This window comes from Luminiphilus syltensis NOR5-1B (assembly GCF_000158175.1).
Classification (GTDB): Bacteria; Pseudomonadota; Gammaproteobacteria; order Pseudomonadales; family Halieaceae; genus Luminiphilus; species Luminiphilus syltensis.
In genome coordinates this window covers 2,888,295-2,908,300 of sequence record NZ_DS999411.1, presented here as the reverse complement: position 1 = coordinate 2,908,300, position 20,006 = coordinate 2,888,295, and the positions used below count along the sequence as shown (strand labels likewise).

Annotated in this window: 15 protein-coding genes, 1 pseudogene and 2 riboswitches; of the genes and pseudogenes, 10 read left to right on the top strand and 6 right to left on the bottom strand. The window is 54.8% G+C overall.

All coding sequences use genetic code 11. From position 1 onward, the window contains the following. Positions 1-309: 309 nt before the first annotated feature. Positions 310-1,998 (bottom strand): M20/M25/M40 family metallo-hydrolase, encoded by a 1,689-nt coding sequence (locus NOR51B_RS13230; protein WP_195891505.1) that lies wholly within the window; start codon positions 1,996-1,998, stop codon positions 310-312. A 272-nt stretch (positions 1,999-2,270) separates the two neighbouring features. Here NOR51B_RS13230 and NOR51B_RS13225 point away from each other — a divergent pair. Next, positions 2,271-2,477: pseudogene (locus NOR51B_RS13225) on the top strand (IS91 family transposase); the annotation flags it as partial. 199 nt (positions 2,478-2,676) lie between these two features. On the opposite strand, the gene NOR51B_RS13220 reads toward NOR51B_RS13225, so the two are convergent. Continuing rightward, positions 2,677-3,084 carry a phosphate-starvation-inducible protein PsiE gene (locus NOR51B_RS13220; protein ID WP_050759493.1) on the bottom strand — a complete coding sequence of 136 codons (408 nt, stop codon included), beginning with the start codon at positions 3,082-3,084 and terminating at the stop codon, positions 2,677-2,679. Between the two features lie 424 nt (positions 3,085-3,508). Here NOR51B_RS13220 and NOR51B_RS13215 point away from each other — a divergent pair, with 424 nt between their 5' ends. From NOR51B_RS13215 to NOR51B_RS13185, 5 genes are all read left to right on the top strand, one after another. Next, positions 3,509-3,877, top strand: coding sequence for a DUF805 domain-containing protein (locus tag NOR51B_RS13215; RefSeq protein WP_040482134.1), 369 nt, complete (start codon positions 3,509-3,511; stop codon positions 3,875-3,877). 228 nt (positions 3,878-4,105) lie between these two features. Continuing rightward, positions 4,106-4,189, top strand: a riboswitch (cyclic di-GMP riboswitch). Between the two features lie 133 nt (positions 4,190-4,322). Continuing rightward, entirely contained in the window at positions 4,323-5,288 is a 966-nt protein-coding gene (locus NOR51B_RS15945; protein ID WP_009019764.1) for an alpha/beta fold hydrolase, read from the top strand. Between the two features lie 300 nt (positions 5,289-5,588). Beyond that, a complete protein-coding gene (locus tag NOR51B_RS13205; protein ID WP_040482132.1) occupies positions 5,589-6,119 on the top strand; it encodes a zinc ribbon domain-containing protein in 531 nt (176 codons plus the stop codon). Between the two features lie 350 nt (positions 6,120-6,469). Next, positions 6,470-7,330, top strand: coding sequence for a toxin-antitoxin system YwqK family antitoxin (locus NOR51B_RS13200; protein ID WP_009020408.1), 861 nt, complete (start codon positions 6,470-6,472; stop codon positions 7,328-7,330). 1,768 nt (positions 7,331-9,098) lie between these two features. After that, positions 9,099-9,184: riboswitch (cyclic di-GMP riboswitch) on the top strand. A 154-nt stretch (positions 9,185-9,338) separates the two neighbouring features. Then, on the top strand, positions 9,339-9,926 hold the full coding sequence (locus tag NOR51B_RS13185) for an Hcp family type VI secretion system effector (RefSeq protein WP_009020064.1): 588 nt from the start codon (positions 9,339-9,341) through the stop codon (positions 9,924-9,926). A 264-nt stretch (positions 9,927-10,190) separates the two neighbouring features. Here the strand turns inward: NOR51B_RS13185 and NOR51B_RS13180 are convergent, their stop codons facing one another. Next, the gene (locus NOR51B_RS13180) at positions 10,191-11,570 is read right to left on the bottom strand and encodes an Ig-like domain-containing protein (protein WP_230198472.1); all 1,380 of its coding nucleotides are present in this window, start codon (positions 11,568-11,570) and stop codon (positions 10,191-10,193) included. Between the two features lie 315 nt (positions 11,571-11,885). Here NOR51B_RS13180 and NOR51B_RS13175 point away from each other — a divergent pair, with 315 nt between their 5' ends. Further along, positions 11,886-12,410, top strand: coding sequence for a hypothetical protein (locus tag NOR51B_RS13175; RefSeq protein ID WP_009021661.1), 525 nt, complete (start codon positions 11,886-11,888; stop codon positions 12,408-12,410). A 180-nt stretch (positions 12,411-12,590) separates the two neighbouring features. Here the strand turns inward: NOR51B_RS13175 and NOR51B_RS15460 are convergent, their stop codons facing one another. After that, positions 12,591-13,046, bottom strand: a complete 456-nt coding sequence (locus NOR51B_RS15460; protein WP_154647679.1) for a hypothetical protein — start codon at positions 13,044-13,046, stop codon at positions 12,591-12,593. Between the two features lie 380 nt (positions 13,047-13,426). On the opposite strand from NOR51B_RS15460, the gene NOR51B_RS13170 reads away from it, so the two are divergent. After that, positions 13,427-14,446, top strand: coding sequence for a reverse transcriptase/maturase family protein (locus tag NOR51B_RS13170; RefSeq protein WP_009019190.1), 1,020 nt, complete (start codon positions 13,427-13,429; stop codon positions 14,444-14,446). A gap of 23 nt (positions 14,447-14,469) precedes the next feature. Here the strand turns inward: NOR51B_RS13170 and NOR51B_RS13165 are convergent, their stop codons facing one another. Both NOR51B_RS13165 and NOR51B_RS13160 read right to left on the bottom strand, forming a co-directional pair. Further along, the gene (locus NOR51B_RS13165) at positions 14,470-16,359 is read right to left on the bottom strand and encodes a midcut-by-XrtH protein (RefSeq protein WP_040482128.1); all 1,890 of its coding nucleotides are present in this window, start codon (positions 16,357-16,359) and stop codon (positions 14,470-14,472) included. Between the two features lie 525 nt (positions 16,360-16,884). Further along, entirely contained in the window at positions 16,885-17,157 is a 273-nt protein-coding gene (locus NOR51B_RS13160) for a metal-sensitive transcriptional regulator (RefSeq protein ID WP_009020962.1), read from the bottom strand. Between the two features lie 64 nt (positions 17,158-17,221). Between NOR51B_RS13160 and NOR51B_RS13155 the strand changes: the two genes are divergently transcribed. Then, a complete protein-coding gene (locus NOR51B_RS13155) occupies positions 17,222-19,057 on the top strand; it encodes a copper resistance system multicopper oxidase (RefSeq protein WP_009021358.1) in 1,836 nt (611 codons plus the stop codon). Beyond that, positions 19,054-19,824, top strand: coding sequence for a copper resistance protein B (locus NOR51B_RS13150; RefSeq protein ID WP_009019902.1), 771 nt, complete (start codon positions 19,054-19,056; stop codon positions 19,822-19,824). Before NOR51B_RS13155 ends, NOR51B_RS13150 begins: the two co-directional genes overlap by 4 nt. The last annotated feature ends 182 nt before the right edge of the window (positions 19,825-20,006 follow it).

Sequence of the window (20,006 nt, the reverse complement as noted above, 5' to 3'; positions counted from 1 at the left end):
CGGCAATCATCCATCCATGCCCCTCGGTAATTTGGCCACGTAGCATACGCGCTTAGCCGCTTCAGCGGGGTTTTAATTAGCCAAACCATCACCAGAGCGCCGATAAAACGACTATTGGGTCACAGATAGGGTGACTGGTCCATTCATTGTTCCTCGGCGGCCGCTTGATTTTGGCTCAACGCGAGTGCTCCGGCCGTTTCAGGCACATGACCACTCACGACCCACAGCCGTCAGCCGCGAGTCTTCTATCATCAGTTTTCGCGTGAAGAACGGCGCCAAGCGAAGAAACGATCATTTTTTAACTAAGGATCAGTCTTGCAGTATCTCAGGCAATGGCTGCGGTTTAGGTAAGGGAGGCGGAAGCGGTTCCCTTGGCATGAGTTCGTCGCGTATCGCCGCGTGATAGACCAGGCTGGCCATGAAGGCGGCAGATACCATCAGGTCCTGGGGAACGATATGGTCGACGGTATCAACATTGGAATGGTGGGTATGTGACCAGTAATCCAGTTGATCCTGCAGTAGGTTAAAAGAGGGCAGACCAACCGCATCGAAGGCCTGGTGATCCGTGCCCCAATCATTGCGGGGAACCGCCGCGGAAATACCATGTTCTTCGAAGGGCTTCATCAGTTCAATGAAAATGGGTTTCACCATGTCGTTGCCCTGGGTCAGGATGCCACGGGTCTTGCCCGACCCGGTGTCTATGTTGAAGTAAACCGAAAACGTCTCGTGCGCGGATTTCAATTTCATGGTTCGGGGATCGCCCAGGTGCTCCTTGACGTAAGCCCGCGAGCCGAGGTGGCCGACTTCCTCTGCGTCCCACAGCCCCAGACGTACAGTGCGATCCAGCTCGAGATCCAGTGTCTTCAGAATCCGCATTGCTTCCATGACAACCGCCACTCCGGCGGCGTTATCGGTGGCGCCCGTGCCGCCGTGCCATGAATCGAGATGGGCGCCCATCATCACCACCTCGCGACGTTTGCTACCGCCCGGCAGGTCGGCAATCACGTTTTTTCCCTTTGCGTTCAGTTCGGGAAATGTGGCGTCGACCTTGATACTCAGGGATACGGGAACCTTGCGCTGGACCAGCCTTACCAGGCGATTGTAATGTTCCGGCATCAATTGAACGGCTGCTGCCGGGATGGGCCCCGACGCCAGGTTGGAACCGAAGCTTTCCGCGAAGATCACTGCACCATTGCCTTCGGTATTGGTCATCGCTACCGCAGCGACTTGCTCTTTGTTGAGAAATTCAATCAGGCGATTCATGAGCCTGGCAGTCCGATCGGAATAATCACTCTGAATTTCGGCGGGGATCATTTCGTACATCAACCAGCGATCCGCGGTTTTAAACGGCACTTTAAGCAGCGGCCATTCGTAGAGGTCTTCTGTCCGTGGGTCGCGGGCCGACATCATGCCGTTCAGGTCATCCGCGCTCCAGCGTTGGGTTTCCGGTTCTGAAGGTAGCTTGAAGGGACGTTTTCCAGAGAGCAAAACGATTTTGTCCTTCAGCTTGCCCGCATACTGGTTTTTGTAGGCGTCGATGCGTTCAGCCAGTTTTACCAGGTCGGTTTGCGCCGTGTCCCTCGGATTTTCCCACAGTGGTGCAAAAACCACGGGCGCTGTTATTAGGCCGTCGGTGCCGGAACTCCAGGCTAGGGGTACGGCATTGAGGGTCGTGGCTTGAGGTTCGATCATTTGCACTGAGATGCCCGACCATGTCCAGCTACGCCCGAAATCACCAAATTTCTCTATCCGCGCGCTTTCGATGCCGTCTTTACTGAGGGTATCCACTGCCCACTGTGCGGCGCGCTGGTATCCGGGCGACGCTGCCAGACGCGGACCATTTTCATCGGCCAGGTGATGCATGTATTCCATCACACGCGAGTGGTTGAAAGCCTGGTCTTTGATGCGGCTCACCACGCTTAAACTCGCTTCTCCTGCGCTACTCACGGTCGTCGAAGTGAGCAGGGCTGTTACGAAGAACACTGGGGAAAGCCGCATGCTTTGATTCCTGATTAAATGCATCGGCTATTGTACCGCGTCGGACTTAAGCGTCGAGACGTTCCGCTTCACCGTATTCTGTCACGGCATCCATCCCCTCCGGGACAACGATGCCTGTTGCGGCAGGGTACGCGGTATAGGGGTGGCGGCACATACCCGGTACTCTTTTGCCGTAAGCCCGTGAAATAGCGGTCTCATCGACTCATCGAGTGGATTCCAACGCTACCCTGGCAATTTGGTCTGGCGGCAAGCCTGCTGTTGTTTGCCAGTGAGATGTGGAGAACGATTACCCTGCGGAGACTGCCTTCAAAGCCGATGCACTGACGGCCCTGCACGGTGCTCCCATCACCTACCGTGTCGCGCTCGGTCCCCAGCAGGGGCGCAAGGTCTTCACTGTGCAAACCCTGCCGGCCTGCGAGGAAGCCTTATTTTCCCTACATGCCGGCGTCGCCGCGCGTGCCCAGGAGCGCGGCAAGGTGTAGCACCGGTGCCGCTTAGTGAGCCGGTGGCCGAGTAGCATTACGATGCTTCAGAATTCATTTGAACTCGTTGGCGAACGATCGAATCCGTAGCCGGTAGCGGACGCTCGCAGGCTTTTTGGCCCATGACCGCTTCCGACCCTTGGCTGAATCCATTTTGTATATCACGTGTCAACGAAGCTCTACGCCGCCGCGCGCTCTAGTCTCCGTCAGATTGCTCCGAATCCAGCCGCTTCTCTCCGCCAAAGCGATAGAGAACCGCCACTGCCACGGAAAGGATAACGATCGCGGACGCCTCATACAGAATTGCAGACGGCTCCATCTCTTTAGACTGAAGAACAATCAGCCGGGATAGGGCGGTTATCGCAATCAACAGGGGATATACTGTCGGAATCTGTCGGCTGGTGTAAAAAGCGCCGGCCATGGACAGCACCTCGGTATAAAGGAAAAGAAGCAGTATATCGGCAATAGTAACGTTGCGCTGTTCCCATATGGTAAAGATCTCGAAGAGCACAGCGATAACAGTCAGCGCTATTATCACCACAATCACGGCGCGCTCGATTACTGATATGAAGTAGCCAAATCCAGATTTTCCGCTGTTTGTCATGGAGCATTTCCTTTGATTCAGGTCTTTTGCGGAGTAACCATCGTAAACCACGGTGGCGAAGAAAAGAGGACTGTCCCTGCTGCCGACCTTTGGTCAGTTCCTGGTGGCAGGGAACGACTTTTGTCACTGTATATTGTCTTACACTGAAAGTGCTAGGTTGAATCCACAGCCGATAGCGGGCGCTCTCAGGTTTCTGGGCCAATGGCCGCTATCGACCGGTTGAATCCACGACTCTACTCGGTCACTAATTCCGCGGCCTGGGGCGGCCGTGCAGTGGACGTCCCGGCGTGGAGCATGCGTAAGCATGCGGGGTGACAGGTTCGCTGGTTTGCTTTAGCTTCATGTTATGCGTCGCTAGCGCTAGTGCGCGATTAACTGCTGTAATTCTAAGTCCAGCCAATGAGGCAATAAGGAAGGAGAAAACATGAATTGGTATTTTGAAGCGCTGAAAAAGTATGCAGTATTTTCGGGCCGTTCACGCCGCAAGGAATACTGGTATTTCTTTCTTTTTAACTTGATTATCACGCTCATCCTTGGATTGGCAGAAGTATTTGCAGGAATAGCACCAGAAACAGATCAAAGCGTCCTAGCCGCTCTGTATCAACTTGCCGTTTTATTACCCAGCATTGCCGTAGGCGTCCGCAGGTTACATGATACTGATAGATCAGGCTGGTGGTTGTTAATTGGTTTAATTCCAATTGTCGGAGTAATTGTATTAATCGTATTTTTCGTTCAAGACAGTAGCGCAAACGGAAACAGATTCGGCGAAAACCCAAAAGAAGCAGCCGCTTAACCGCCTAACAAGGCAGGTTCACCTGGATGTCACAAATTAAGTGTCAGCAGACCCTTGATCATTGACTAATCTATAAATTGCTTTTGGCCGAAGGCGGGCGTCCAGGCTGGGATTGGGATATGACCGCTTCCGACCCGGACCCGACGCTAGGTCAGCCGTTGAATTGACAAGAAGCGGTGTGCGACTATACTCAATCTGGCTCGCACAACAGTGGGTAGAGTTTTCACGTAGCAAAAAGGGCATGACCATCGAAAGGTGGTGGCGCAAAGTTACCGGCCTAAGGGCAAAACCTACGGCAGCGGGATTACCGGAAATATGTTGAATATGAATCGCAGTTCCTCGCACAAATCCCACATCGCATTGCGAAATAAATCGCCCCTTAAGAAAGTTAGGGGAGATAGGTGGTCGTCGATACCGTCGATCCTATGAACCTCGTAATGTAGTCATGCCTACTTCGCCTGCGCGCCGCGAGACTCCGGCTGAACCGAAGACTGAGGCCCCGCCTGAGCTCCGTTTAGAGCGCCGAGCGTATGAGCGCGACGTGCATCGGACCGGGATGGCGGAGCTCTCTCCCGTACTGAAGCTCGTCGCTGCGAGCGCGGCGGCGTTAGACGCGTTCGCGCCAACTATTGCTACTGAACTGATGCTTCGGCACTTCACCCGACCCAGGCGCAAGCCGAGGGGCGACTATTTCCAAAGCATGCCCGCGGGAGCAGTGCGGCTCGCTATCGCCCATGAAGACATCGAACTTGTGGGATGGGAGTGGGGTAGCGTTGGGCCTAAGGTTTTACTCGTTCACGGGTGGGAAGATAACTCGGGCAGCATGCTCGGTTTCGTAACACCATTGCTGTCTCTGGGCTACCGCGTAGCCGTTGTTGATATGCCGGGTCACGGGCTCTCGCCCATGCGAGGCACGCATTTAGTTGATGCCAGTATTGCGCTCGCAGCCACTGTGCGAGAGCTTGGTCCCATCGAAAGCATCATTGCGCACTCTTTCGGCGCCGCGGCAGTCTGCCGCATGGTTGCAGAGCAGCCACAGTTAATGCCGCGGCGCATGGCGCTGATTTCGCCAATGCAAAACTTTGCGCAACACCTGAGCATCTTCGCTGACATAGCGCGCTTGTCAAAATCCCGCGTAGATCGTTTAAGAGATCGAGTGGAACGTATGATTGATGGCCCAGTGGACGCAGTCTGCTCAATGCCAGCCATCAGGAGCTTGGACCTTCCCGGACTCGTAATCCATGACCTGCATGATCCAGTAATTGCTCACAGCGTAGGCGCACGTTTGGCGGAGGAATGGCGAGGGGCTCGCTTTGTTTCAACGGCCAACCTTGGACACCGCCGGATTTTGCGGTGCCCCAGGGTTTTAGAAGAACTTATGCGCCACCACCGCGCGCCGAACTCTGGATAGGTGAGGTTCGGTACCTCAACAACACAGTTTGACGACTATCAGAAGGCATCTATCTTCCTTCCAAGTCTTCGCTGTTTGATTGAGCTTCCCCACTCTAGAAAGCAGTCATTCACCGGCTGTTGGTAGAGGGCCGGTTTCGACCCAACTGAGACACCTGAAGAGGTCGCAATTGGTGATCGATTGAGACCTCAACTAATAGAAACCTCTTGTCGCATCGGGTCAAGCTCATGGCCTCAGAAAGCATGGATACATAGATTCAGCGGGCCTAGACTGTAGCCATCCAAGGCAGGAGGAAACGAAATGAATGCGAACCTAACTACATGTCGTGACTGCGGAAAAGATATTAGCCGACGGGCATCGACGTGCCCTAATTGTGGTGCCCCTAATGATGCTGGAGTTCTAGAACGTCAAATTCAAGCCCTTGAGAACCGGAGCATAGAAGAAAATACCGAGCGTTTTATTAAGCAGACTGATAAGTACTCAAAGGAATTTGGCAAAGCTGCTCAGGGATTCATTTTGTTCACCTGCATCGGCGCTCTAGGTGTTTGGGCAAGTTACGATTTTGAGCAATGGGAGTCTGCAGCAGCTTTTTTCGCTGCAAGTGCTTTTCTGGGGATGATAGGTATGCCGGCAAAGCTGCGTGGTCATGCGGTGCTGTCGAACTTGGCGGGAATTGCTTGCGGTGCTCTTTGGGGGTATACAACTTGGTTGGCAATTAGCAATTACCTTGATTGGCCTGAATGGGCGCTCTGGGGTGGTACCATTTCAATGGGCCTAATAGCACTCGGAATGATTGGTGGCGAGAAACCCCCAACCTTAGACACCGATTAGACGTACGAAACCCAAGTGCCTAATGATCACTCTGATGTGACAGCTGTCGACCCAATAGAGACTCTGGCACCGCTGGCGCGCTCAGGATTAGCGAAGTAGGCGTCTTTGCATGAGGCTTGCCACCAACCAATTGATACCGGTTTATTGAAAGGCTGAAACGGATCAGCCAAAGATGGCGGAACAAGAAGCCCAGCCGCTTCCTTTGGTCAGCCCCACCAGGCGCAAACGGGGCATCCCATAGCTGTCTCGTAAAGCCTAGCCGCCTCCAGGTGATCTGAGTACTATGCCTCAATCGTGCGAATCCCCCAACAAAGCATAGTCGCGAGACTTAACTCTCAGAGGAATGAGTAATGAGGCAGGCATCTTTTTTTCTGGCACTGGTGATCCTCACGGTATCCGCTTGCTCCGAGACTGTCGTGGACGCCGACAAGCTGCAAGAGAGAAATTCCCTGTTTTACCTGCCCAACGAGACTGAACCGTTTAGCGGCCGCGCTGTAATCTGGTACGAGAACGGCCAGAAACAGGAGGAAGTCACCTACAAGGATGGCAAGCCAGAAGGGCCGTCCACCACCTGGTACGAGAATGGCCAGAAAAAGGAGGAAGGCACCTGGAAGGATAACAAGCCTGAGGGGCTGGTGATCTTCTGGCATGAGAACGGCCAGAAGAAATTGGAGGACACCTGGAAGGATGGCAAGCCAGAAGGTCCATCCACCACCTGGTACGAGAATGGCCAGAAGAAATTGGAGGACACCTGGAAGGATGGCAAGCTAGAAGGGCCATCCACCACCTGGTACGAGAATGGCCAGAAAGAGTCGGAAGGCACTGCCAAGGATGGCAAGCGAGAAGGGCCGTACACCACCTGGTACGAGAACGGCCAGAAGAAATCGGAAGGCACCTTCAAGGATGGCAAGGAAGAAGGTCTGCACACCTACTGGCATGAGAACGGCCAGAAGTATTCGGAAGGCACCTACAAGGATGGCAAGGTAGAAGGGCTGGTGACCTCCTGGTACGAGAACGGCCAGAAGAAATCGGAAGGCACCTACAAGGATGGCAAGGAAGAAGGTCTGCACACCTACTGGCATGAGAACGGCCAGAAGAAATCGGAAGGCACCTACAAGGATGGTGAGCGACATGGGCTGGTGACCTCCTGGTACGAGGACGGCCAGAAGAAATCGGAAGTTACCTGGAAGGATGGTGTAATGGTTAACTGAATCCGCACACTTTATTAAATGGTATGTCCAGATAAAAAGAAAGCTTAGACCCCGTTGCAGGACTTTAAATAGCGTAGCAAACCAAAGCCATTGCTCAATAACTATCTCAACTGTGTAGCCAGCGCCCCAGTCGTCACTATTCACCCTTACTGTGCCAGTGCCGCCAGACTGCGACCAAAACTGACCTTGCATAATTGCGTCAAGAACCATTGGGGAGCAGCCTCGCCTGTTGCTCTAAGAATGAGTGGCTCGGCATAAGCCAACATGTCTTTTGAGGAAGCCTCAGCTTGGCTAGGATCATTAACGTTCAACACCAGCCCCTCGACGTTATCAATGACAGGGCTAAATGTCGGATTATTGGTCTAAGCCAAAAATTGCGTTCTTTCTTGTCTGCTCTTGGCCGGTAGCGGACGTGTTAGGTGGCCTTGGCAGATGTCTGCTTTCGACCCCAAGCAGAAGCCATTCGACTATTTTCTTTTGCTCAGCATGCTGAGACACTGCTCGTATTTGCTGTCAGGAGGGCCAAGCCGTTGAAACTGAAGTTGCTTCGATCAGCCACGATGATGGTTGCCATCCTGTTTTCTGGGTTGGCTTTTGCTCAGGTGATCTTGCCAATTTTCGGCACAGCGACATTCGGTGGGTCGGTCTTTGGGGGCACTGCGAGTCCTCCAACGCCAGTACCAATTATGCCGCTGTGGACACTTGTGTTGACTGCCACTGCTCTATGGTGCGTTGTCATAAAACTGAAACCCCGTCTATCAGAAGAGGAATAACATGTTTAAGTGGATATGTACCATCGTATTGGCCGCAGGGGTTTTCACGGCCTACGCTCAAACTCAAGTGCCCAACACGTTTAAGAATGGTGATGTGATTGAAGCTGAGGAGTTCAATGAGAACTTCGATGCGCTGGAATCCGCGATAGACGGCATTCCTGCTGGAGCCCAAGGACCTACTGGACCCGCTGGAGCCCAAGGACCTGCTGGAGCCCAAGGACCTGCTGGACCTCAAGGAGTTACGGGACCCCAGGGCCCAGCGGGGCCTCAAGGAGCTACGGGACCCCAGGGTCCAGCGGGTTCCTTGAATGCAATTGGCACGCAGTGCCCTGGAAGTACGGTAGCTAAGGGTTTTGACGCTCTGGGACAGTTGGTATGTGCTTCGGTTGCAGATGGCTCCCAGTTGACGTGTAGTCCGTACAACCTAACGCAAGTTAATGCCATTATTGGCGCTGCTTCCACATCCGTGACATCGTGTATCATTTTTGACAACGCCGTGGATGACTATCGTTTGAGCATTGTAACCGCGCTCCCTGACCCCTCTGGCTTTAGTGAAAACAGGATATTTTTTCGAGCGCAACGCCCCCTCACCCTTGTTAGAGGTGCTTGCGGGGTTGAAGTAGAGGGTGCCGGAGCGTCTGCCGAGTGCGGCGCCATCGTTATAAATAATGGTGCGGCGGCCACCGAACAAACTTATGCCTGTGCAACAGAATTGCGTCGTATAGCCGATGCCTTGTGCCCGTGACACGACCCGGCCGCCACTTTACGTGAGTAGCTCTCGCGAAAGACGGAAACGGCGGCAAGCCACAACAGGGGGCGAAAGAAGAACGACTGAGTCGGCTACTGGCCGATAGCGGACATACTAAGTGGCTTTAGCAGATGTCTGCTTTCGACCCATTGCGAACCAGTGCCAGCTAATTTGTCGCTATTGAATTCTCGTGTGCTAGAGGGACATTCGTGTTTCCTTGTATTTTGGGTGTGGGGGAGCTACTCTTCATGCACAAGGGCAAACCCATCGAAAGGTGGGGACGCAAAGTTTCCGGCCTACCGAGCAAGCCTCCAAGGTCGCGGGATTGCAACGCATAAGGTAATTGCCGAGGCTTTCGGAGCGCTTGCTCCTCTCCGGCATCGAATTCCTCCGCAGGCAATCTCCCTCTCTTGAAGTAAGCTGCTTCTAACGTCCGACTTTGCTCTTTGTGCAAATCCGCCGATGTATCTGGAGGATTCAACATGCCATGGGATTTTATCCCGAGGAGCTTATTGATATGAACACCCCCTGCTTCAAGCAATTAACACTCCCATTCCTGCTGGCGACGGCCCTGCTTTCTACACAAGCATCGGCTGCATTGACGGCGTACTTAAAAATTGGCGATATCAAGGGTGAATCTCAGCGTGTCGATCACGAGGAGGAAATTGATGTCCACGGTTTTTATTGGGAGAGCAGTACAGATTCGCGCACGGGTTCATCATCGCGGCAAAGAAGCGCCGGTTGCGACATCAAGGACCTTGAGATCCTCAAGTACGTCGACGCTGCGTCACCGCCGCTCATCATGTCCCAACTGTCCGGGCAGGTTTTCGACGAGGCAGTGCTGGCCGTGCGCAAAGACAGTGGTGAGGCGCATCTGGATTATCTTGTGATCACGCTTTATAACGTGACTGTCACCAGCATCAAAGCTGTGGGCGGCTCAGAGCCTGCCAGTGTGGGGCAGCGAGTCACGGAGCGCATCACGTTGGGCTTCGATAGCGGCATATACAGCTACACAGTACAGGAAGATGATCATTCTGCAGCCGAAACAATAGAGGCATCATTCAACGACTGTTGATGGCCAATAGCACGCACTGAGCGCCAGCCGCTCTGACGTCCGCTATCGGGAGAGCAGACGTTCAAGCTTCCCCAAGAGATGGCCGATAACCCGAAGGACCCGCTCAGTGGGTGGCCAGCCAATGGCCCCTTTTCCGTGAGGCCAGCTTGATCAGTGTCGGCGCCTTCGCTTTTAAAAGAGCTATAGAAAGTTCTACCCCACGATATCAATTCAAAATCAGAGGCGATAACTATCCCAGCACAGAGGAAGTACGATTTCGCATCATTAGGTCGAAAGGTTGCGCCGCGCCAACAGCAGCAGCCCAAGCAGGGTTAGTCCCAAGCCAAACATTGGCATGGCTGGAATAGCTTCCGGCGGTGCAGCAGGGACTGGCGAAGGCGGAGTCGCAGGGCCTGGTGGAGGCGGAGGAGGGTCCGCTGGCTCAGACCAGTTGACCGTGACGAACAGATCGGGGTTGAACGAAGCCTGAAATTGCACCGATTGCGCGATTGAGCTGGCGACCGTGTACGCCGCCTCACCATTGGAATCAGTCGTGGTGGGGCTAGTGGCAATGGTAACTGCCGATGTATCCAAGGATGCACTTGCCACAGCCATCGTCACTGAAATATCCGGAACTGGGTCGCCGGCTGAGTCACGTACGGTTACTGTAATTATGACGTCGTCATCAACTAACACTGATGAAGCGCTTACATTGATCGACGAAAGCGATTCGGATATTGGAACTGCTGACAGCGACACTGTTGTTGATGAAGAGTCGTTTGAAGCATTCGGATCTTCTGTTCCTGACCCGAAAGTGGGCTCGATGGTCGCCGTATTCGTCAATTCGTCACCGCCAGCTCCCGGGGCAACAGTGGCTGTGTAGCTAAAAGTGCTGCTCTCGCCGTTGGCCAGAGCGCCTGCACTCCTACACGAAATCTCTTGTGGGGCTCCCGCATCCGATGTGCACGTCCATTCACCGCTATTCGCGCCGGAAAGCAAGACCGACCCAACAGCACCGCCGTTGACCGACATACCTGCAGGCAACATATCCGTAATATCAACAGTGCTACTGGTCGCGTCGGGACCGTCATTAGACGCGGTAATAGTAAAGGTTGCGACCCCACCGCTAGCCGCCACCTGAGATGGCCCTGTCTTGGTGATACCGAGGTCACTGCTGACAGCGGCTCTGATCGATACACCGTCTAGGAACACCCAGCTACTGTTGTCTCCGTCGGTATTGCGAGCGGTGAACGTGAGGTCACAGGTTTCGGCATCGGCAGTGAAAAAGAGGCGCTCCTGAAACCACGTCCGCCTCTGTCCCGGAGTGAGTCGCAGCGTATCCTGCGTATCGGAGCAAAGGGTAACCTCAAACCAAGCTTCCGCGGAGGGGCCGACGCCCTGTACCAAATCCGTCATGACATACCACTCGACGGCATACTCTTGCCCGATTACGAGATTGGTGTAGCTCTTACTGATGCTTTCCTGAATACCAGGGACGCCGCTGAATTGAACACCGCCACCGTAATTATTTCCGTCTGGAGGAGTTAGGAATTCGTGATTAATGAATCCTGCGGGTGTAACGCAATCATAGCTTCCAGTACCATTGACCCACCCGTCGTCGCCGAAGCAGGGATTCATATCATTGTCGGCCGCGGACTCCGGCACGGTCGCGGCGTTAGAGCAGGTCGCGACCAGAAATAGAGTTACGGCGAAAAATCTCAGCATTCCGAAACAACTTGTACGCATGACATGCACCCCACCCGACTTGGGAATTCGCTACGTCAGAGGAGCGTAACTAATAACAAGTTGGACATCAAATCAGTCGAAAGTAGCCATAAGTGGGAAGACTGATCGGCTTTTTCAATCATTACGCTCCTGGCCGATAGCAGCCGTCCAGTGCGTCTCTAGCGGATGTCCGCTAACGACCCGGAGTGGACGTCACTTTGCCTTACCACTACAGTCGCGAGAATGGGGTATCCAATGACGGTACAGAAGATTCGAGAATGGCTTGAGATTATCGGATTATTCTCCGTGGTCGGGTCTTTGATTTTTGTCGGCCTTCAGATGAAACAGACTCAAGATATTGCGATAGCAGCGTCGTTTCAGGCGCGTACTACGACGCTTTCGGATGGGTTCAGCGCGAGGGCTGCCAACACCGAAGCCCTATCCGCAGAGCTAAGAGTGGAGGGAATAAACCCCAATAATCAAGTAACAGGTCTACCGATTGATATACCTGAATCTGCTGGAGTATTGACCGAGTTGGAGTACCGTGCCGGTATCCTGCACGCACTTTCAATGTGGCAGCAGTGGAACAATATTCACTATCAGCATGAGATGGGCTTTATGCCCGACGGTAGCTGGTCGAGATTACGCTCTGCGATCAAGCGTAATTTCGAACAGAAAACGTTGGCTTCACTGACCTACAAATCTTTTCAATGGCCGCCAAAATTTAGAACCGAAATTGACGAAATCATTGCTGAAGTTGAAGTAGAGAATTCGCAATGAACCGCCGTGAAGCGATGCTCGCTTATGGCCGATAGCAGCCGTCCAGTGCGTCTCTAGCGGATGTCCGTTAACGACCCATCTGAGGCGCTCAAAGCGGTCGCGATTGATGACCGCTTTCGCCTAGCAGCGGACTGTCGCGCAGCAGCTCCTGCAACGTGCTCAACTAGCGAAAAACTGACCCTACGCAACCTTGTTTCTGCGAACGCCAAAATAGACGAGAATAAGTAAAGAAAGCGCCAAGAAAGCGAGAGACCATAGAGGGGTAGTGGGAACACTAACGCTCGGAACAGTGCACACAGCATTCGTGAACGTCACCTGAGCATTCGGGTCAGTTCCAATGTCAATTGTAAACGTGCCGCTAGTTGGAACTCTGTAGCTAACGGTGCCTGGAAAAGCGGCAGTCGCCACAACGACGCCATTTTCTTCAATGACTAAATTTGTTGTCGAACCGGGGGCTGCCGCAGTGGCACTAATAGTCTCTCCAGCTAAATAGGCTCTTGGCGCGCCGTTAATTCTGTCAACAAAAGCTGGAAGTACCGCGATACCATTTATGATATTGCAACCTTCAGATTGCGCAAAAGTCTGCGAGCAAAATAACATTGAGAATAACAACGCAGAAACTTTGATGCGATTCATGAGCCACCCTGAATTAAATTACAGTTATTAGAATAGTGTGTTCTCAAAATGCTATTGATGCAACTTCGCGTGCCACCTAAATTCATAGCGCGGTCCAACAGACTAGCCAGACACAAGGCGAAAATCTATGGCTTCCCAACAGCGGCATTTGGCAGATTACAGCAGCAAAGAATATGCGATCCTAGCCCATACGCGTGACCGCTTCGAGGTGACAGCCGTCGCCCACTTGTAAAGCCTCGCACTTCCGCTCTTGGCCGATAGCGGACATTATGGGTGCTTCAGACGAGTGACCGCTTTCGACCCAACCGAGACGATCAGCTAGACGTTACTGAAGGTCGGCTATCGCCTAACAGCGTCCCTCCGTCTAAGCTCACACAACGATGGAAGCGCAGCACATCGACACCGCTTACCTCTGGCTCTGCCACCGGCGCCAGCACTATCCAGATAATGCGGACATCTGGCACCTGCGATTTCACTGGCAAAGCGAGCGTGAGCGCATACTGGACGCGCTGCGCCAGAGCAGTTATCGCGTCTCTCCCCTGCAATGCATCCACAGGGCCGACGGCACCGTGATTCACCTGTGGAGCGCCGCTGACGCACTGGTAGCCAAAGCACTGGCGCTGGCTATTAGGCCACATCTTGGTATTTCGAAGCGCTGCACGCACATCAAAGGAAACGGCGGTCTGAAGGGCGCCGTACGCGCCGTAGAGCGCAACAGCACCTGGTTCCGCTTCGTTATTCGCACCGACGTCAAGGCGTATTACGAGTCGATTGACCAATCCCTTTTGCTGACCCAACTGTCCGCCCATATCAATGACCGCTGGACCCTGAACCTGCTGTCCCAGTTCATCGGCCGTACAGTCGAGCATGGCGGGCTTTACCGGGATATTCGCCGGGGCATTGGGCGCGGGTCGCCACTCAGTCCACTGTTCGGTGCGGTTTACCTGCAAGAGCTGGATGCCGCATTGGAGCCACGCGACGTCTTCTATGTCCGCTACATGGACGACATTTTGGTGATGGCACGAACACGCTGGCAACTGCGACGGGCCATCGCCGTGCTCAATGGCGTGCTGGGGCGGCTGAAGCTGTCCAAGCATCCGGACAAAACGAGCATTGGCTACATCGCCCGAGGATTCGATTTCCTCGGTTACCGATTTAGCCGCAACAGACTGCAATTGGCGCGCAAAACCCTCGACAACATGCGAAGTACGTTGTCCCGGCTTTATGAGCAAAAGAAAGCCGACCCGCAAAGGTCGGCCTATCTTGGGGCGTACTTACGACGGTGGCGAGGCTGGGCCAGGGGTGGGCTGTGTGAAATATCGGTGGATTTAGCGGTGCGTGCTAGGTCCTGCGAGCCGAAAAAGGGGCTCCTATGGAACAACCGCAGGTCTATCGCGTAAGTTACCGTATCGGAATGTGGGCATCACTGCTCGGCGCAATACAGGCTGTTAGGAGCACCGCAAAACGGTAATGATGAACCCGGCGCGGGTGAGTCTATGGCGAATGAGTTTCGCAGGCTCGAACGCCCAACGTTCACTGGAAAGAGAAACTGAGTTGTCCACCCCTCGCAATCTAGCCCACTCTTGGACCAATCGGCATCAAGCGCCGTGAAGACATCCCGATCTGGTGTTGCGGTAATGCCTGCCGACAACGGGAAAGCAAATACCGCATTGCCATTTGTGCCAGCGATGAATGTGCCCGCGGCGTCCGGCCTGAAATACTTCGTGTCGGCCGCCAGAACCCAGTCGGTCGAGGTTGGCGCTGCCGACCTTCCCCCGCCCGCCAGCATCGCCTTGTAGGTACTACCATCGTTGGGCTTGTTTGCATCTGCCTCACACTTCGCATCCGCGCCCGCGATGCCACTCGTGGACGCCGTGTCCCCAGCGGGCCGCAGATCGCCTGTGAAAGTAGCGGCAGTCACAAAGAGGCGCTTGTCAGGAGCCGTGATCGCTGCCTCCGCTGAATCCTCGGTCCCGACGGTATAAGCAGCGCCAGCGGACACCGTCACAATCACGGTCTCACTCGGATCGTAGACGTCGTCGCCTAACACAATAATCGGCAGGTCAACAGTGGCCGATGCGGCGGGAATTTCAATCTGGGTCAGACTGGCTACCGTGTAGTCTTCATCATCAGACAAATCATCGGGAGTGGCCACTACAGCAACTCCGGTTGCGGTTCCTGCCAATGTATAGGTCACCATCAGAGGGTTGGTGGTATCGCCCGTCCGCGACACCGTAAAGGACGCATTCGTGGGCGTCATGCCCTCAGCCCCATCTGCCGTCTTCGTGACTGTCACCACGGGCGAGGCAACACTGAATGATTGCTGTATCTGTGGGGCCGCAGAGAAGTCCGTATCCCCCGCCTGATCAGCGTTGATGACGCAGTCACCCACAGCGTCGAATGTGACAGTGGAGCCGCTGACAGAACAGGCGGCGCTGGTAGTGCTGAACGTAACGTCCAGACCAGACGTCGCTGTGGCGGCCACGTCATAGGTACCACCACCGGAGGTGGCGTCGGTGGGGGCCGTCGAGGTAAAGCTGATGGTTTGCGCCTGCTTACCAACACTCACCGTCTGCATAGCTTGCGGTGCGGGGTCGTAGTCCGCATCTCCCGCCTGATCGGCGTTGATGACGCAGTCCCCAGCAGCCTCAAAGGTCACTGTAGAGTCACTGACAGAACAGGCCGCGCTGGTGGTGCTGAAGGTTACCGCCAAGCCAGATGTCGCAGCGGCTGTCACAGCGTAAGTGGCACCACCGGCGGTGGCGTCGGTGGGGGCTGTAGATGTGAAGCTGATGGTTTGAGTGCAGTCATATACCGTGCTGCAGCTTTCACCGTTTTCAAGGGTCAGGTCCGTAACACACTCGTCAGCAGGTGCGCTGGTCGCGCAGGATGGCGGTGCCGTTACCGTTCCGATCTGCAGGGCCACACCCGAGGTGTTGGTGTAGATGGCATCCGAGACAGGAATATCCACCGTGCCGCCGTTCGGCTGGTTCAGCTCAATCATCATCTGCGCAATGGCGTCCTGTATGTGCAGGCTGCTGATACCGCCAAGGCTCACGCCCGAGGCGAGCAGCACCGCGCCCAGCAGTTGCCTGCCACCTTGCTTACGCAGCGCCCGGTAGCCGAAGAACGCCAATGCAACGGCCAGCGGCAACAGGAACAGGGAGGGAATCGGAACAGGCTCTGCAGGGGTCGCGCCACTGCCTCCAGCCCCAGCCGACGGCCCGTAGGTCAGGGTGCCCGTGGTTTGAGCTATAGCTGACACGGGTAGGGTGACTGCGAGCCAAGCTAATACGTGCCTGAAGACAGACATGGGCACTCCCTGAGGAAATAGGTGTCGGAAAATTGAGGAGTGACAAGCATTCCAGTAAAAGAACGCGTCTGCAAGAGTCACGGACCGATGGTGCCTTTGGTTATCTCGTGAGGTTGAGCGGGGTCGTGAGTTTGCCGTTCAGTCTCTGGCAGGTTGTGGCCGATAGCGGACGCTCGCAGGCCTCTGAGCCAATGTCCGCTAACGACCCGAAGGCGACGCGCTAACTACGCTGTCCCAACTTTATGAGCAAAAAAAGCCGACCCGCAAAGGTCGGCGTATCCCGGGGCGTACTTACGACTGTGGCGGGGTTTGGCCCAGGGTCGGGGTGCAGGAGATGTTGCCTGGGATGTAATGTCGTGGTCAACGCCACCATTAGTTTGTTTCAAGACAAATCGTTCAATATCCCCCCGCCGATTCAGTCAGTCTTTTAGCAGCGATTTTGCGCTGGTGGGCGCGATCCTAACTGCGCCTACCCGCATTGACCGTTTCTGGCGGCGGGCAATGATCTAAACCGCAATCAATAAACTAGTTTCTTGTCTTTGAAATGATATCGATGAGCTCATCGAATTTTTGGCGTTGATCGATGGGATCGCCGGAAGAAATAGCCCGCTCCACGCAGGTAGCGGCGTGGTCCTTCAGCACAGCATCCTGTACTTTTGCAAGTGCCGACTGGATAGCCCGCAGTTGTTGAAGCACGTCAATACAATAGCGGTCTGACTCGATCATCCCTATGACTCCCCGGACCTGGCCCTCGATGCGGGCCAGTCGCCTGAGCGTCCCATCGCGTTGCTGATCCATCCCTACTCCTTGACGTATACCCCCCGGGAGTATTAAGTGTACGGTAATGCTCGATAGGAATCACATGAATTTCACGCGTCGGAAATTTCTTCAGCAGGGGACCTTTGCCGTGGCCGGCGTCGGCCTGAATTTGGCGCTGCCACCCTGGGCGCGCAGTGGAACAGCGTCAAATCTAACGGGAATGCGGCCGTTAGCGGGTAAGGTCTTTGATCTCAGCGTCGCTGCAGCATCCTCTATCATCGACGGGCGCCGTGGGCACGGTGTTCTGGTAAATGAACAGTTGCCGGCACCCCTGTTACGCTGGCGCGAGGGTGATACGGTCACCCTGCGGGTCACCAACAGGCTCGAGGTGGATACGTCGATTCACTGGCACGGCATATTGTTACCTTTTCAGATGGATGGAGTTCCGGGCGTGAGCTTCCCGGGTATCAGCCCCGGCGAAACCTTCGTTTACGAATTTCCCCTGCAACAAGCAGGCACCTACTGGTATCACAGCCACTCCGGGCTGCAGGAGCAGAGTGGACACTACGGGCCATTGATCATTGAGCCCCGGGAAGCCGATCCGGATTCTGTTGAACGCGAATATGTGATCCTGCTGTCGGACTGGACCTTTGAGGACCCCCATCGCGTTTTTGCGAAGCTGAAGAAGATGCCGGACAACTACAATTTTCAGCAGCGCACGGTGCAAGAGTTTTTCCGCGATAGCCGCGAGGATGGCCTCGCGAGTGCCGTTGACGACCGGCTCATGTGGGGAGATAAGCGCATGAACCCGACGGATATTGCTGATGTCACTGGCGCAACCTACACGTACCTGATTAACGGTCATGGTCCAAAAGACAACTGGACGGGTCTTTTCAAGCCAGGAGAGCGGGTGCGGTTGCGGTTCATCAATGCTTCGGCGATGAGCATTTTCAATGTGCGAATCCCCGGGCTGCCACTCAGTGTTGTACAGGCGGACGGATTACCGGTTGTTCCCGTTGAGACAGACGAGTTTCAAATTGGTGTCGCCGAGACCTTTGACGTCATAGTGAAACCCGACGACCGGGCCTACACACTGATGGCGGAGAGTAATGACCGGTATGGATACGCCCGCGCGACCCTCGCGCCGAGGGAGGGCATGGTTGCCCCCGTCCCGGAATTGCGGTCTCGGCCGACCCTCACCATGAAAGATATGGCAATGGATCATGGCAGCATGGGTAGCAGCGACGCGGGTCATGAGAGCATGGATGGTGGTCCGGTTGACCACGCCGCGATGGGGCACGGGAAGATGGATCACGGCGCAATGAACCATGATTTGATGGGGAATGGGACAATGGATCACGCGGCAATGAACCCTGTATCAAACCACGGTAGAGCCGCCGCACCACAAGCGCACGATCACGTCAAAGGCCCTGGTGTCGTAGGGCTGGCCGCGAATCCGGTCAATCGTCTGCATGAACGCCCCCTGGGCCTACAGGACGAGGATCACCGGGTGCTGGTGTACACGGACCTGCGAGCACGAGACTGCAACCCCGATGTGCGCATGCCCGGGCGTGAGTTGGAGCTCCATCTCACTAGCAATATGGAGCGCTATATGTGGTCCTTTGACGGGGTGAAGTTTTCAGAGGTGGACGAGCCTATCAAGTTTTACAAGGGTGAACGGGTTCGGCTGACCCTGGTCAACGACACCATGATGCCGCACCCGATACACCTGCATGGCATGTTCTTTGAAGTCGTAACGAACGACAGTGAATTCAAGCCCCGAAAACACACCATCGTTGTAAAACCCGGCGAGAAGATGTCCGTCGACATCACGGCCGATGCGGTGGGAGATTGGGCATTCCATTGTCATCTGCTTTACCACATGCACGCGGGCATGATGCGCGTTGTCTCCGTAGTCGATGAGCTTGTTCCAGTATGAGCCGCATCCCGACGCTGCCAACCATTGGGCTCGTCCTGTTTGCTGTCGGGGCTGATGCCCAGAATGCGGCCGATGCCTTTTATGACGCGCAGGCCATGGCCACTGCGCGCTCGAAATTGCAGGAAGGACATGGCAATCAGGTCAACAGTCTGATTATTGCGGAGCGTCTCGAGTACAGCACCAATGACACTGGAGATGCTGTTGTCTGGGAAGGTCAAGGATGGTTGGGTACTGACCGCAACAAATTCTGGGTGAAGACAGAAGGCGAATATGTCGACGGCGAAGAAATCGATGAAGCCGAACTACAATTGCTCTACAGCCGCGCAGTCAGCGCCTTCTGGGATGTGCAGGCAGGTATACGGCATGACTTTGAGCCCACTCCCCGTCGAAGCCATTTGGTGATCGGCACTCAGGGACTCGCGCCGTATTGGTTCGAGGTTGATGCCGCGCTATTCCTAAGTGACGAAGGCAAAGTGACCGCTCGTATTGAGACAGAATACGAGCTTTCTTTGACCCAGCGTTTGATTCTGCAGCCCCGCCTGGAAATCAATCTTGCAGCATCCGCTGACGAGGAAGCTGGGATTGGTAAAGGCCTATTTGATACGGTAGCCGAGCTTCGGCTGCGCTACGAATTTCGTCGCGAGTTTGCTCCGTACATTGGGGTTAGCTGGGGCGGTGATTTCGGTGACACTGCCGACATGGTGCAACGGCAAGACGGCAAGGCCAGGGGTTTTTCGATCGTTGCCGGGTTTCGCCTGTGGTATTGATTCGATGCACCATTGCTATCAATGATCGCTTGTGGCCGATGGCGGACGTATGAGCTGGCTTTGGCGGATGTCCGCTTCCGACCCTGAGCTACGTGTAGATTACGGGTTGTGGGTGTCACCGGTGCTGGGCCTCCGATGCTATGCAACACATCCCTCCATTTAACGTGGCCTAAGCTCCATTA